At 70.1% G+C, this 12720-nt stretch carries 15 protein-coding genes; 7 read left to right on the top strand and 8 right to left on the bottom strand.

The features are described from left to right. The first annotated feature begins 10 nt into the window (after nt 1-10). A complete protein-coding gene (locus AC31A1_RS14655) occupies nt 11-382 on the top strand; it encodes a hypothetical protein (protein ID WP_489653725.1) in 372 nt (123 codons plus the stop codon). Between the two features lie 85 nt (nt 383-467). On the opposite strand, the gene AC31A1_RS14650 is transcribed toward AC31A1_RS14655, so the two are convergent. Together AC31A1_RS14650 and AC31A1_RS14645 are read right to left on the bottom strand one after the other, a co-directional pair. Beyond that, a complete protein-coding gene (locus AC31A1_RS14650) occupies nt 468-725 on the bottom strand; it encodes a WhiB family transcriptional regulator (RefSeq protein WP_489653724.1) in 258 nt (85 codons plus the stop codon). A gap of 135 nt (nt 726-860) precedes the next feature. After that, nucleotides 861-1496, bottom strand: coding sequence for an ANTAR domain-containing protein (locus AC31A1_RS14645; RefSeq protein ID WP_489653723.1), 636 nt, complete (start codon nt 1494-1496; stop codon nt 861-863). Nucleotides 1497-1635: 139 nt separating this feature from the next. Between AC31A1_RS14645 and AC31A1_RS14640 the strand changes: the two genes are divergently transcribed. After that, a complete protein-coding gene (locus tag AC31A1_RS14640) occupies nt 1636-2010 on the top strand; it encodes a helix-turn-helix transcriptional regulator (protein ID WP_489653722.1) in 375 nt (124 codons plus the stop codon). Nucleotides 2011-2336: 326 nt separating this feature from the next. Continuing rightward, nucleotides 2337-3893 (top strand): cytochrome bc1 complex cytochrome b subunit, encoded by a 1557-nt coding sequence (gene qcrB / locus AC31A1_RS14635; RefSeq protein ID WP_489653721.1) that lies wholly within the window; start codon nt 2337-2339, stop codon nt 3891-3893. On the opposite strand, the gene ctaF is transcribed toward qcrB, so the two are convergent. Next, nucleotides 3811-4215: an aa3-type cytochrome oxidase subunit IV gene (gene ctaF / locus AC31A1_RS14630; protein WP_489653720.1), complete on the bottom strand. Its 405-nt coding sequence runs from the start codon at nt 4213-4215 to the stop codon at nt 3811-3813. The two genes, qcrB and ctaF, sit on opposite strands and share 83 nt — an antisense overlap. Then, nucleotides 4212-5882 (bottom strand): aa3-type cytochrome oxidase subunit I, encoded by a 1671-nt coding sequence (gene ctaD / locus AC31A1_RS14625; protein WP_489653719.1) that lies wholly within the window; start codon nt 5880-5882, stop codon nt 4212-4214. Before ctaD ends, ctaF begins: the two co-directional genes overlap by 4 nt. Before the next feature lie 321 nt (nt 5883-6203). On the opposite strand from ctaD, the gene AC31A1_RS14620 reads away from it, so the two are divergent. Continuing rightward, nucleotides 6204-6581: a DUF6479 family protein gene (locus AC31A1_RS14620; protein ID WP_489653718.1), complete on the top strand. Its 378-nt coding sequence runs from the start codon at nt 6204-6206 to the stop codon at nt 6579-6581. Between the two features lie 47 nt (nt 6582-6628). Here AC31A1_RS14620 and AC31A1_RS14615 read toward each other — a convergent pair whose 3' ends face one another. From AC31A1_RS14615 to AC31A1_RS14605, 3 genes are all read right to left on the bottom strand, one after another. Beyond that, nucleotides 6629-7378, bottom strand: a complete 750-nt coding sequence (locus tag AC31A1_RS14615) for a GAF domain-containing protein (RefSeq protein WP_489653717.1) — start codon at nt 7376-7378, stop codon at nt 6629-6631. A 51-nt stretch (nt 7379-7429) separates the two neighbouring features. Further along, nucleotides 7430-8194 carry a GAF and ANTAR domain-containing protein gene (locus AC31A1_RS14610; RefSeq protein WP_489653716.1) on the bottom strand — a complete coding sequence of 255 codons (765 nt, stop codon included), beginning with the start codon at nt 8192-8194 and terminating at the stop codon, nt 7430-7432. 121 nt (nt 8195-8315) lie between these two features. After that, nucleotides 8316-8921 (bottom strand): gamma carbonic anhydrase family protein, encoded by a 606-nt coding sequence (locus AC31A1_RS14605; protein ID WP_489653715.1) that lies wholly within the window; start codon nt 8919-8921, stop codon nt 8316-8318. A 237-nt stretch (nt 8922-9158) separates the two neighbouring features. Between AC31A1_RS14605 and AC31A1_RS14600 the strand changes: the two genes are divergently transcribed. Continuing rightward, nucleotides 9159-10007 carry an EamA family transporter gene (locus tag AC31A1_RS14600; protein ID WP_489653714.1) on the top strand — a complete coding sequence of 283 codons (849 nt, stop codon included), beginning with the start codon at nt 9159-9161 and terminating at the stop codon, nt 10005-10007. Between the two features lie 18 nt (nt 10008-10025). On the opposite strand, the gene AC31A1_RS14595 is transcribed toward AC31A1_RS14600, so the two are convergent. Then, a complete protein-coding gene (locus AC31A1_RS14595) occupies nt 10026-11564 on the bottom strand; it encodes a CYTH and CHAD domain-containing protein (protein WP_489653713.1) in 1539 nt (512 codons plus the stop codon). A 402-nt stretch (nt 11565-11966) separates the two neighbouring features. On the opposite strand from AC31A1_RS14595, the gene AC31A1_RS14590 reads away from it, so the two are divergent. Both AC31A1_RS14590 and AC31A1_RS14585 read left to right on the top strand, forming a co-directional pair. Further along, nucleotides 11967-12230 (top strand): DUF5133 domain-containing protein, encoded by a 264-nt coding sequence (locus AC31A1_RS14590; RefSeq protein ID WP_489653712.1) that lies wholly within the window; start codon nt 11967-11969, stop codon nt 12228-12230. Continuing rightward, nucleotides 12227-12649 (top strand): SsgA family sporulation/cell division regulator, encoded by a 423-nt coding sequence (locus tag AC31A1_RS14585; protein ID WP_489653711.1) that lies wholly within the window; start codon nt 12227-12229, stop codon nt 12647-12649. The genes AC31A1_RS14590 and AC31A1_RS14585 overlap by 4 nt, the downstream gene beginning before the upstream one ends. The last annotated feature ends 71 nt before the right edge of the window (nt 12650-12720 follow it).

Below are 12720 nucleotides of genomic sequence, written 5' to 3'. Positions count from 1 at the left end.
CGGCGGACACGTGATCGTCGCCGGCGAGAACTGGGGCCAGGGCTCCTCCCGCGAACACGCCGCGATCACCCTGCGCCACCTCGGACTGCGCGCCGTCCTCGCCCAGTCCTACGCCCGCATCCACCGGCAGAACCTCGCCAACTTCGGTGTCCTGCCTGCCGAGTTCGACGACGCCGGCGACCGCGACCGCATCGAGCGGGGCGACCGGCTCCGCATCGAGGGACTGCACCGGGCCCTCGCCCCCGACAGCCCGTCCACCCTGACCGTCCACAACATCACCCGTGACGAGACCTACGGGCTCCACCACCACCTCTCGCCCCGGCAACGCGAGGCGATCCTCGCCGGCGGGATCATCCCCGCGCTGGCCCGGAGCGCAGCTTGAGTTCGAGCCGTGGTGGCTCATCACCCCGGAGCAGCCGGCACCGACCCGTCCTCGATCACCGAAGGGACCTGGCAGACGTAGGGCCTCAAGGCGTTGACTCGTGCGCGTCCACCAGAGCGGCCGTCCTGCGCAGTTCGGCGCGCTCCCGCTCGCTCGTTCCGCCCCAGACGCCGTGTGCCTGGCCGCTGTCCATCGCCCAGTCGAGGCACTGCCGGATCACTGGGCAACGGAGGCAGACGCGTTTGGCGGCGCGTTCCTGCCGTAGCGCCGGGCCTGTGGAACTGAGGGGGAAGAACAGCTCCGGGTCCTCATGAGCGCAGGCGGCCCGCCGAGCCCATTCCATGAACGCCTCCTCGATGACCTGTCCGAATTCGGCTTGTCCGTCCGGATCTCGGCCCGAGTGCCCGTGCCGGACGGCCGGAAACGGAAGGGTGCCGACAGGAAGGTCAACGGCGTGGCGGAAAGGGCCTGTTGAGGTTCAGACTTCGCCGGATTCCGCCGTCGGAGTCCGCGAAAGGGCGGCGACCGTCGCGGCCAGTTGCCGCTGGAGGGCTTCGCCGAGCGGGGGTCCGGTGGTGGCGCCGACGATCTCTTCGGCCACGTGGTGCAGTTTGGTGTTCGTGTTCTGGGAGACCGTGACGAGGACTTCCCAGGCCTGCTCCGGGGAGAGTCCGAAGGACGCCATCAGCACTCCGCGGGCGAGATCGATCACGGGCCGTGTCTGCATGGCCCGTCGCAGCTGAACGAGTTCGATGCGCGGATCGTGGTGCGCTTCGCCGAGGGACACGGATTCCTTCCAGGGGTGGGGTGTCGGGCCGGACGACGCATCCGGCTGCTGTCGGGCGCACGCGCTGTTCTCGTCGCGGGCCTGTCGGCGTACGCGCAGCAACGCGTTGAGGCCGGCGCAGTCGCAGAGGTCGATCCCGCTCAGATCGAGGTCGATTCCGCGTACCGATCGGCCGAGGACTTCGCGCAGAGCGTCGTACAGGGCTTGTTCGGTGAGGAGGTCGAGTGCGCCCGACGCCTCCACGGGGCCGCCCCATGGCGGGACGGGCTCCGGGAAGACGGTCCCGTCTCCCGCCGTGCGGCGCGTCGTAGATGCACGTTCTGACATGGCAGCCGCTCCATTGGCATCCGTACGTGTCCACCTCGTGCCCGTCAAGGCTCCGTTCGAACGCGATCGCACGTCAAATCATACACGAATCCTGTTTCACTCTTCTTAATGCGTGAATCAAGGGGCGTAGGCTGTGCGCATGCACCAAGCACCGGAGCCACACACCGGTTGGACGTTCCTGACCAACCACGCACGAGTGCTGGCCGCGATCTCGGCGGATCCCACCACCCGCATCCGTGACATCGCCGCGCGTTGCCGTCTCACCGAACGGGCGGTCCAGAAGATCGTGTCCGACCTGGAGGAGAGCGGCTTTCTCACCCACACGCGTCAGGGCCGCTCCAACGCCTACCGCGTCCAGGAAGGGACCATCCTGCGCCACCCCGCCGAGGCGGGCCTGACGGTGGCCGACCTGCTGTCCCTGCTGGCCCGCCACGACGCCGAACACGACGACGGACCACAAGAGCTGCAGGAGGCGGTACCCCCGCAGGCCCGAAGCGGGGAAGCCGACTCGTGACGCACACCGAGGCTTCGGCGAGGGCGGTTCGAGGAGCGCCGGACCCCCGTTCGGGCGCGCAGGGATGTCGCTCGGCGTGACCGGCGGGAGAGGGTGGGAGTAGCCGGTGGCTCCGTCCGCGGAGCGACCCGGTACGTGTCCCTGGCACCCGGCTCGCACCGGTTCGGCCGCCGCGCGACTGTTCCGCGCAGTCGGGGTACTCGCCCGCCGCGATCTGCCGGCACGGCACGAGCACGAGCGCGCCGCGAGTGCGTGCGGAGGGAGGCGTCCGTGAGGGACGAGCGGTGCGAGCGGCTCCATGGGCCTGGGCCTGGGCCGGGGGCGACATGAGGGCGGCGCGATCCCACCGGCACGAGGGAGCGTCGGGGACCGAATCGCCCCGTTCGCCCGGCGAGCGTTTCGCGGACGCGGTCGATGCCCGGCTGCCGACGACGGACGGCGGCGGACGGCTGCTCCGCAAGGCCTTTCCCGACCACTGGTCGTTCCTGCTGGGCGAGTTGGCGCTGTACAGCCTGCTCGTGCTGGTCCTGACCGGGGTGTGGCTCACCCTGTTCTTCAAGCCGGAGATGCGCGAGGTGACGTACAGCGGCGGATATGTGCCGCTGCGAGGGGTGCGGATGTCGGAGGCGTTCGACTCCACCCTGCACATCAGCTTCGACATCCGGGGCGGGCTCCTGGTCCGGCAGATGCACCACTGGGCGGCTCTGGTCTTCGTCGGGGCGATCGGTGTGCACCTGCTGAGGATCTTCTTCACCGGCGCCTTCCGCAGGCCCCGCGAGGTCAACTGGCTGATCGGCGTCACCCTGTTCACGCTCGCGCTCGCCGAGGGCTTCGCCGGCTACTCGCTCCCGGACGACCTGCTCTCCGGGACGGGACTCCGTATCGCGCAGGGCATCATGCTGTCGATCCCGGTGGTCGGCACGTACGTGAGCATGTTCGTGTTCGGGGGCGAGTTCCCCGGCCACGACATGATCTCCAGGCTCTACGGCCTGCACATCCTGGTGCTGCCCGGCGCGCTGATCGCTCTGGTCACCGTCCATCTGATCCTGGTCGTCTACTTGAAGCACACCCAGTGGCGCGGCCCGGGAAGGACGAACCGCAACGCCGTCGGCAAACCGTTCTTCCCCCAGTTCATCGCCTCCTCCGGCGGTCTGTCCCTCATGGTCTTCGGTGTGCTCGCCCTGCTCGGCGGGATCGCCCAGATCAACCCCGTGTGGGTGTACGGCCCCTACCGCCCCGACCAGGTGTCGACCGGCTCCCAGCCCGACTGGTACGTCGGTTTCCTGGAGGGCGCGCTACGGCTCGTACCGCCGTGGGAGACGAACATCGCCGGGCACACCATCATGTGGAACGTGCTGCTCCCGGCGGTCGTACTGCCCCTGCTGCTCTTCCTCGTCCTGTACCTGTACCCGTTCGTGGAACAGCGGGTGACGGGCGAGTGGCACCAGGAGCAGCACCTCTGCGACCGGCCCCGCGAACGCCCCGTCCGCACCGGCCTCGGCGTCGCCGGCATCACCTTCTTCGGCGTGCTGCTGCTGGCCGGCGGCAACGACGTGGTGGCCCAGACATTCCGGATCTCGGTCAACGCGCTGACCTGGATCCTGCGCATCGCCCTGGTGGTGGCCCCCGTCGTGGCGTTCGTGGTGACGCGCTGGCTGTGCCTCGCCTTGCTGCGGGCGGAGCAGGAGGCCCTGGAGGAGGGCCAGGAGACGGGGGAGGTTCGGCAGTCCGTCACAGGGGGCTACGAGAGCGAGCACCGCCCGGTCGAGACGTTCCGTCCCGGAGCGCCCCGGGCGCCGCTCAGCCCTCCTGACGGTCACCCCGGCCCGCGTACTGGAACACCATCCCCAGAACACCGCGAGCCAGCACCCCGAACCCGATGAGGAAGAGCCACAGCCCGAAGACGACCCCGGTGCTCAGCAGGGCGAAGCCGAAGGCGGTGACGACGGGCCACGGGCTCTTGGCCGGGAAGAACTCCAACGGCCCCGCGCCGTCCGCCACTTCGGCGTCGCCGCGGTCCTGCGGGCGGCGCCCCTTGCGCCGGTAGTGCGTCCCGCAGAAGAACGCGATCATGGCGGCCATCAGGAACGCCACCACCAGCGCCGCCGTGCCGGGCGGGTCCCAGTGGGACCAGTAGCCGTAGAGGACGGCGGAGCCCGCGAAGAACGCCGCGACGCCGCCGAACAGGAACGCTTCGACCTTCATCGTTGGCCCTCTTCCTTCGCCAGCCGGATGATCTCGGGGTGGTGCAGGTCGAAGGCGGGGGACTCCGAGCGCACCCGCGGCAGGGCCACGAAGTTGTGGCGGGGCGGGGGGCAGGACGTCGCCCATTCCAGCCCCCGTCCGAAGCCCCAGGGATCGTCCTCGGAAACCTTCTTGCCGTACCTGGCCGTGTGCCACACGTTGTAGAGGAACGGCAGGGTCGAGACCCCGAGCAGGAAGGCGCCGGTCGACGACAGCGTGTTGAGGAGCGTGAAGCCGTCGGCGGGCAGATAGTCCGCGTACCGGCGTGGCATGCCCTCCTCGCCGAGCCAGTGCTGCACCAGGAACGTGAGCTGGAAGCTGGGGAACAGCAGCCAGAAGTGCACCTTGCCGAGGCGCTCGTCGAGCATTTTCCCGGTGAACTTGGGCCACCAGAAGTAGAAGCCGCCGAACATGGCGAAGACGACGGTGCCGAACAGGACGTAGTGCAGATGCGCCACGATGAAGTACGAGTCGGTGACGTGGAAGTCGAGCGGCGGCGAGGCGATGAGCACCCCGCTCAGACCGCCCAGCAGGAACGACGTCAGGAAGCCCATCGCCCACAGCATCGGGGTCTCGAACGACAGCGACCCTCTGCGCATCGTGCCGATCCAGGCGAAGAACTTGATGCCGGTGGGCACGGCGATCAGGAACGACATGAGGGAGAAGAACGGCAGGAGCACCGCGCCGGTGGCGAACATGTGGTGCGCCCAGACGACGGCGGACAGCATGGTGATCGCGATGGTCGCACCGATCAGCGGAACGTAACCGAAGAGCGGTTTGCGGGAGAACACCGGAATGATCTCCGAGACGATCCCGAAGAACGGCAGGGCGACGATGTAGACCTCCGGGTGGCCGAAGAACCAGAACAGGTGCTGCCACAGCAGGGCACCCCCGTTGGCCGCGTCGAAGACGTGCGCCCCGAACTTCCGGTCCGTCTCAAGGGCGAGCAGGGCCGCGGTGAGCACCGGGAAGGCGGGCAGCACCAGGATCGACGTGAAGAGGATGTTCCAGGTGAAGATCGGCATCCGGAACATCGTCATCCCCGGGGCGCGCAGGCACAGGATCGTGGTGACGAAGTTGACGGCGCCGAGCGTCGTCGACACACCGGCCACCACGAGACCCATCACCCACAGGTCAGCGCCCGCGCCGGGCGAGTTGTACGCGCTGTTCAGAGGTGCGTACGCGAACCAGCCGAAAGCGGCGGCGCCACCGGGGATCACGAACCCCGAGACGACCATCAGTCCGCCGAAGAGATACATCCAGTACGACAGGGCGTTCAGGCGGGGGAAGGCCACATCGGGGGCGCCGATCTGCAACGGCATCACCGCGTTCGCGAAGCCCGCGAACATCGGCGTCGCGAAGAGCAGCATCATGATGGTGCCGTGGATCGTGAACAGCTGGTTGTAGGTGTGCTCGTTCATGAACTGCAGCCCGGGGCGGGCGAGTTCGGCCCGCATGCCCATGGCGAGCAGACCGGCGAAGAGGAAGAAACAGAAAGCCGTGACCATGTACATCTTGCCGATCACCTTGTGATCGGTCGTGGTCGTCCAGCGCAGCAGCGCCCGCCCCGGAGAGGCCGCGGACGCGGTCCGCACGGCTGCGGCGCCGCGTTCTGAGAGCTCGGTCATGGTCCTCCTCCGTGGGCTGCCCCGGGCCGGCGGCGCGGCGGGAGACGCGCGGGCCGCGGAGCAGAAAAGCGAGTCGCGAGTGCCCCTGCCACTCCGGCGGAAACCGCCGGTGCGCGGACTCCGTGCGGAGGAGCTCACCCGATGCCTGCGATCCGGGCGGCGACGCCACCGGTCACGCCGTCCGGTGATCGTCCGGGGCGAGACGTTATCCGCGCCCCCTCGTCAGTTGTGGGCGCCACGCCTTGGCATCCCGCACCAGAGGTACGGACGAGAAGGGTGATCCGGAGTCTTCACCTCCCGAGTGGGGGGTACTCGCCGACCATGAACGCGACCTGCACGACACACTGGGAAATCGCTCTCTCGAACGCGGCGTACGGCACGCTGGGTGCCTTCGTGGGCGGCCTCGTCATCGTCGGAGTGCTGGTGTGGGCCGTCCGGCTCGGCATCCGGGTGCGCCGCCGCGAACCTGGTCCGCCCAAGGCCCATGAACATCCCACGCTGCCGGAATCCGGGCCCACGTATGAAAGCAGGGAGATCCGGGAGCCGAACGAGGTGCCCCGGGCGGAGAACGGGAGCGAGCGCCTCAGGCCGCACCAACTCGGCCGCTCCGGCACCAAACGCAGTGACAGACAGGAGCGCCCCCGCTGGGGTTCCGGATCCAGCGGCTCGTTCGGCAGCGGCGGGTCCGGCCCGACCTGAGCCTCCCAGCTCGCATGACCGGTTCCGCCGCCCCGGTGGCTTCCCGATCAGTCCGCCGGGTTCACCTCTGGGGCCGCGTCGACGATCGCGGCCGGCGTGAGACCGCGGTCGACCAGAGCGTGGGCGGTATCGGTGAGACGAACCCGCTGCCCGCTCGCATAGCCACTGAGCAGCCGGGCCGCCTCCCCGATGGTGGCGCCCGCGTACTGCGCGACCATGCCCTTGGCGATCTCCAGCACGGCCTTCGACGCGATCACGCTCTGCACGCGGGTGATGACCTCGTCGAGATGCTCCGGCTCCGCGGACCAGTGCATCAGGGCCAGCGCGGCCGAGTCCGCGAGGGCCTGCGCGAGGTGTACGTCGTCCTCGGCCAGGCGGCCCGGGCTTCGGCGCAGCAGCGTGAGGGCTCCGAGCGGACGCGTGTGCAGACGGACCGGGATCGCCTGGAGCGAGCCGTAGTCGGCCTCGATCATGGCGGTGACCAGCTTGGGCCAGCGCTCGTACTCGGCGGCGATGTCCGGGACGCTCACCGGCTCCCCGGTGCGACAGCAGTCCATGCAGGGGCCCTGGCCGTTCTGCAGTTGCAGCAGTTCGGCGAAGGCCGCGTCCTCGTCGGTCGTCGCCATGGTCCGCAGGCTGCCGCGGGCGTCGGCGATCATCACGGCCGCCGCGTCCACGTCCAGCAGGTCCTGGCAGGCATGGACGAGACAGTGGAAAAGGTGCAGGGGGTCGAACCCCACGGCATAGGTGTCCGCCAGGACGACGAAAGCCTGCGCCAGCTGTCGCTCGCGGTTCATGCTCGCCTCCCCGGCGCTGTAGTTACGAGTCTGGTCACGTGCGCCGGCCGGTCAGTCATCGCGGAGGTCCACGCGGCGGTCGATGACGGCCCGCGCGATCTCGGTGGAGGTCCGTCCCTGAGCGAAGGCGCGCGCCCGCAGGCGCAGGAGCGCCTCCGAGGCGCTCACTCCCAGCTGAACCATGATCATCCCGGTGGCCTGGTGGACCTCCTCCCGGTCCGACTCCGCTCCTGCCAGCCACGTTACGACCGCGTGGGGGTCCGGGGAAGCGTGATCGAGGGCGATGACGGCCAGGGTGACCGCGTCGGCGACCAGCAGGGCCGTGCGGGTGTCGTCCCGCCTCAACGCTCCGGGTGTCTCCCGGTACAGGTCCAGGGTGCCGAGCGCGCTTCCGGCACCCATCAGGGGCAGTGAGAAGACGGCCTCCACGCCGGCCTTGGCCGCCTGCACGGAGAACAGCGGCCAGCGCCTCCGTTCCGCGGCACGCGTCAGGTCCGTCCCGAACACCGGTGCCCGCAGCCGGACCGCCTCCCGGCACGGGCCCTCGCCGAGGGTGTACTGAATCTCCGCCAGCCGGGCCGCGACGTCATCGCTGGCGAAGAGCACGACGCCCATGTCCGAACCGTCCGCCAGCACCGAGACCGACAGACCCGCCGCCGCCGGAAGCAGCGCCACACAACCACGGCACAGCGCGTCGGGCACGTCGGACGGCGCCAACCCGCGGACTCCGGCGATGAGTTCATGGGCGATGCGGGCACGCTCGACGCCCGCCTCCTGTTCGGCGTCCCCATCGCCCAACAGGCCGTCCCCGGCCATGACCATCACCTCCCCGGAGCGCCCCGTACAACGGTTTCACCCGATCTTGGCACAGGCAAGGAGCCGGGGGCCGAGCCGACGCTTGTCGCTCCGGGGGCCTCGTTCGTGGCCATGCCCCTGCTCACGGCCCCTCGTGGCCGAGGACCGTGTCCTGACGATGGGAGCCGTAGAACTCGCTCTGTCCGGCCATGATCTCGCGCATCGAGGTGCCGCGGTCCACGCCGTACACCGTGCCCGGGAAGTCCAGCTCCCGCTGCACCGCCCAGATGTCCTCATGCCTCTCGGGAGAGAAGAGCCGGGCCGGGTCACCCACCGCGATCCAGCCGATCGGTACCACGACACCCGCCTCGACGCGGGAATTGACCTGCACCACCGCGTTGATCCGTACCTCACCACCGGCCTCCACGACCGCGCCCGGAAACAGGGAGGCGCCGGTGGCGACGAAGACTTCGTCACGCACCACCGCCCCGTTGACGTGTGCGTGTGGGCCGACCATGACGGAGTCCCCGATCAGCGCCGGGTGCGCGGAGCGTCCGCGCACCAGCGCGTGTTCCATCACCACGGTGTTCTCGCCGACGCTCACGTCCCCGTCCTCCGCCGTCAGCACAGCCCCGTGCAGCACCCTCGTCCCCTCGCCCAGGACGACGGCCCCGCACAGAGTGGCGGACGGCGCGACATAGGCCGAGTCCGGTACCACGGGCTTGTGACCCAGGTGCTCGATCAGCATGTGCGTCCCTTCTCTTCCGGCTATGACTCTCTTCCGGCTACGACGGCTGCGATCCCCGCGACCGAAGTTCTCGAAGGCGACGCTCGGGTAGCCCTCGCCGCGGGCGTGAAACCACGGCCGGCCATTGCGGGCCGTGGCGCCTGATGGTCGCGGTGTACGGGGGTAGGGGTGTCTCCATGTTCTTGGTGACCCGGCCTTGGTCAGCTCCGACAACCACCGTCGCGAGGGGCACCCGCGATGGGTGAGTCCCTTGCCCTGGTGTCCGCGCTGTGCTTCGGAGTCACCCACTTCGCCAACGGTCTGCTCTCCCGGCGGGTCGACGGAATGACCGTCGCGCTCCATGCCCAACTCGGCGGGACCGCGCTGGCGTTGGTCCTGGCCGCGAGTCTGCCCGGCGGCTCCGCCTCGCTCGCGGACTGCGGCTGGGGATCACTGTCGGGGGTCGGGACGGGCGTGGGGGTCGCGTTCCTCTACCGGGCGATGTCGCAGGGAGCGATGAGCGTCGTCGTGCCCGTGAGCGACGTCGGCGCCGTGGCGCTGCCGGTGCTGGTGGGCGTGGTGCTGCTCGGGGAGCGTCCCGCCGCGCTCGTGTGGGTGGGCATGGCCGCCGTACTGCCGGCGCTGTGGCTGGTCTCGCAGGAGTCACCGGGCACGGCCGGGGAGAGAAAGGGGGCGATGTCCAGGGGGGTGCCGAGCGCCCTGGTGGCCGGCACGGGGTTCGGTCTCCAGTTCCTGGCCATGGCTCAGGTGGACGGCGACAGCGGTCTGGTGCCGGTGGTGCTGAGCCGGGTGGTGTCCGTCGTGGTCATCGCGGGCGTACTGGCGTCGTACGGCGGCCGCTGGACCATGCCGCCCGGAGCGTGGACGGCAGCGGTCGCGGCGGGCATGGTCGGGACGGCCGCCATCGTGCTGTATCTGGAGGCGACCGCCCGGCAGCTCATGGCCGTGGCCACGGTGCTCTCGTCCCTCTATCCGGCCGTCCCCGTCGTCCTCGCCCTGCTGTTCCTGGGGGAACGCCTGAACCGCCGTCAGGGCTTCGGTCTGGTGTGCGCGGCGCTGGCCATCGGTCTGATCGCCCTGCGCTGAGTCCCGCGGACGGCGCTCTCAACGGCTCAGTGCCTTACGCAGCCGGCGCCGCGACGCCTCGGCCCACACGGCCGGCAGTTCCCGTTCGCCCCGGTCGGCCGCGGCTTGCTCCTGGCCGTACAACAGGCCCCAGGTGAAGCTCGGTTCGCCCGCCGCGTGGGCCGCCAAGGTCATCTTCCGCAGCGCGTCGCGGGCCACGACGCTGTCCTGGTGGTCGCCGAGCACCCGCTGGACGGCCTTGACGCGCTTGCCCAGCCGCTTGGCGGGTTTGCCGAGTGAGTCGCGCGCCGGCTCGGTGGCGTACCGCGTCTTCTTGGCTGCCTTGCGGGCTTCGTGGAGGGCCTTGTCGCGTTTCGTTCCCGGCGGGAGTTCCAGCGCGTGTGCCATGCGGTCGGTCAGTCGGCCGTACTCCTTGAGGATGGCCTTGACCATGACTTTCTCCGGCTGCCGGGCAGCTTTGCCGCGCAACGGCGGGCGTTCCGTCAGCGTTGCCAGACGGTTCAGCAGGGCCAGGTAGCGGGGCGAGTCCAGGGCGGCGAGCGTGCGCAGGCGGGCCTCGGAGGTGTTGCCGATGTCCCATATCTGGACGCGTGCGGAGACGGACCCGAAGACGAGTTCCCCGGGCAGTGCCTCGATCCTCGCGCCCAGCCGCTCCCGGAGGACCTCCTGGTCGCGTTCCGCGCCCAGTTCGTTGCCCAGCCACTTGAGATCGTCGCGGACGGGATCGGTGACCTTCCGGTCCAGGACCGACCGGCAGGACCGCAGGACGCTGCGCAGCCGGCGGCAGGTGGTGCGCATCCGGTGCACGGCGTCGGGCAGGTCGCGGCGGACCGCGGGGTCCAGGTTCACCAGGGCGTGGATCCGTCCGTCCAGATAGCGCAGGACCTCCTCGCCGGCGGATCCGGGCACTACGGCCTCGGCACGTGGGCCGGGCACTTTGGGCGCCCCGACGTCCGTCTCCTCCAGGGCGCGGGTCAGCTTGGAGGGACTGTGCGCGCGGCCGATGCCGTTGGCGCCCAGGATCTTCTCCACGGCGTCCAGCAGCGCGGGGTCGGTGTCCGAGGCGAGTTCGACCTCCATCTCGGTCCATGCGGCCCGTGTACCGGTGGCGAGCAGGGACTCGGCACGGACCGCGTCGATGCTCAGCTCGGCGAGGGCCGCGCCGCCGGAGCCGACGAGCTGCCGTAGACCGCGGGTGGAACGGATACGGACCACCGGCTTCAGATCCGCGCCGCGGGTGCGGGAGAGGGCCAGTTCGCGCAGGGCGTCCGGAACGGTCTCGGACAGCGGGGCCCGTACCTCTTCCCGGCTGTCACCGGACAGCGGCAGCTTGAGGTGCCAGCCCGCGTCGCTCCCGCCCGTCCTCCGCCGGAGCGTGGCCGACGCAGCGGCCAGCCGCAGGTCGTCGGTGTCGTAGTACACGGCGTCCAGATCCGCTGTGCCCTGATCCATGACGGACTCGATTCCGTCCACGCCCGTGAGGTCGGGCAGCCACGAGGAGTCGTCGGCCGAGGGGGCTTCGTACTTTCGCTCTGTCTCTCGTTGTGACTCGGTCATGACGTTCGCGTACACGTCTGAGCCCCGGGCAAACACCGGCGGTACCTAGGCCGTGTCCGCAAAGTCCCGTCGTCCGCCCGAAGGGCGGGCCCCGCGGCGTCCGGTGCGTGCTCTCGGCGTGCCGGGCGGAAGCCCTCGTACTGGTTGTACGTGGGCTTTCGTCCGGTGCGGCGAGAGTGCGTGCCGGGCGTCGCGGGGCAGGCGGGACTTTGCGGACACGGCCTAGTCGCGCCATCTGTTTCGGGGCGTACGGACGGGGCACACGGGAGCGCAGTCAAGTGCTTCGGCCGGCAGGCACGCTTCCTTCGCCCTCCGAGGAGTGTCATCGTGCCCTCCCCCTCCCGTCACGACTCCGTTCCGACGAGCCCGGGTATCCCGCCGGAACGGTGGAGACCTCAGGTGATGGTGCCCGACCCGGCGGTGCTGCGGCAGGCCCTCGACCACTACTTGGCGCTCGCGGCCGGCGGAGACCCGGCCGTCGCGGACACCGTGCAGAACGCCGCCTACACCCTGTGCGTCCTGACCGGGACCCGCACCGTGGAGGAAGCCATGTCGGCAGTGTGTGTGCTGTGCCCGGAATCCATGGCGCCCGGCCCTTCGCGCCCGAGGACGTCGATCGTCCCCACCGCCGAGAGCGGCTCCGGGCAGCCGGAGGCCGTGTCGTGACCCGGCGCCCGGACGACCCGCAGCTGACGGTCGGCACGACCGGATTCGTGGTCCTCGCGGACGAGGAAGGGGCCCTCATCCCGACGGAGTTGGTCTACCGGCCGGACGACTGCCTGGCCGCACGTCTGGTGCTGCTGGGGCCCGACGGACTGGAAGTCGGCTGGACCTTCGCGTGGGAACTGCTCGCCCGGGGCCTGGTGTCCCCGGCCGGCGACGGAGACATCGCCGTACGGCCGGCACCGGGCCCGGTCGACGGCGTCGAGGTGAGCCTCCTCTCCCGGTCCACCGCGCGGGTGTGGCTGCCCGGGGACGGCGTCGCGGAGTTCGTGCGGAAGGTGCGCGGGAGGGCCGGCCTCGACGCCCGGGGCATCGCCCCGGCGCTCGACAGGGAACTCGCCACCATCACGAAGGGAACTTGAAGTGCTCTCCTTCCTTCGCAAGCTCAGGAAGGAGATTCCTGCCTACCTTGCGGTGGCGGGCTTGACGCCAC

It is taken from the genome of Streptomyces sp. P5F9 (assembly GCF_057961495.1).
Note: the sequence above shows the minus strand (reverse complement) of the source record. Positions and strands in the feature narration are given on the sequence as shown.

Coding starts and splice junctions, on each gene's coding strand:
- qcrB (WP_489653721.1), top strand. CDS start 2,337: ATGAGGGCGGCGCGATCCCACCGGCACGAGGGAGCGTCGGGGACCGAA.
- AC31A1_RS14595 (WP_489653713.1), bottom strand. CDS start 11,564: ATGACCGAGTCACAACGAGAGACAGAGCGAAAGTACGAAGCCCCCTCG.
- AC31A1_RS14590 (WP_489653712.1), top strand. CDS start 11,967: ATGGTGCCCGACCCGGCGGTGCTGCGGCAGGCCCTCGACCACTACTTG.
- AC31A1_RS14610 (WP_489653716.1), bottom strand. CDS start 8,194: ATGGCCGGGGACGGCCTGTTGGGCGATGGGGACGCCGAACAGGAGGCG.
- AC31A1_RS14615 (WP_489653717.1), bottom strand. CDS start 7,378: ATGAACCGCGAGCGACAGCTGGCGCAGGCTTTCGTCGTCCTGGCGGAC.
- AC31A1_RS14645 (WP_489653723.1), bottom strand. CDS start 1,496: ATGTCAGAACGTGCATCTACGACGCGCCGCACGGCGGGAGACGGGACC.
- AC31A1_RS14650 (WP_489653724.1), bottom strand. CDS start 725: ATGGAATGGGCTCGGCGGGCCGCCTGCGCTCATGAGGACCCGGAGCTG.
- ctaD (WP_489653719.1), bottom strand. CDS start 5,882: ATGACCGAGCTCTCAGAACGCGGCGCCGCAGCCGTGCGGACCGCGTCC.
- AC31A1_RS14605 (WP_489653715.1), bottom strand. CDS start 8,921: ATGCTGATCGAGCACCTGGGTCACAAGCCCGTGGTACCGGACTCGGCC.
- AC31A1_RS14620 (WP_489653718.1), top strand. CDS start 6,204: ATGAACGCGACCTGCACGACACACTGGGAAATCGCTCTCTCGAACGCG.
- ctaF (WP_489653720.1), bottom strand. CDS start 4,215: ATGAAGGTCGAAGCGTTCCTGTTCGGCGGCGTCGCGGCGTTCTTCGCG.
- AC31A1_RS14600 (WP_489653714.1), top strand. CDS start 9,159: ATGGGTGAGTCCCTTGCCCTGGTGTCCGCGCTGTGCTTCGGAGTCACC.
- AC31A1_RS14640 (WP_489653722.1), top strand. CDS start 1,636: ATGCACCAAGCACCGGAGCCACACACCGGTTGGACGTTCCTGACCAAC.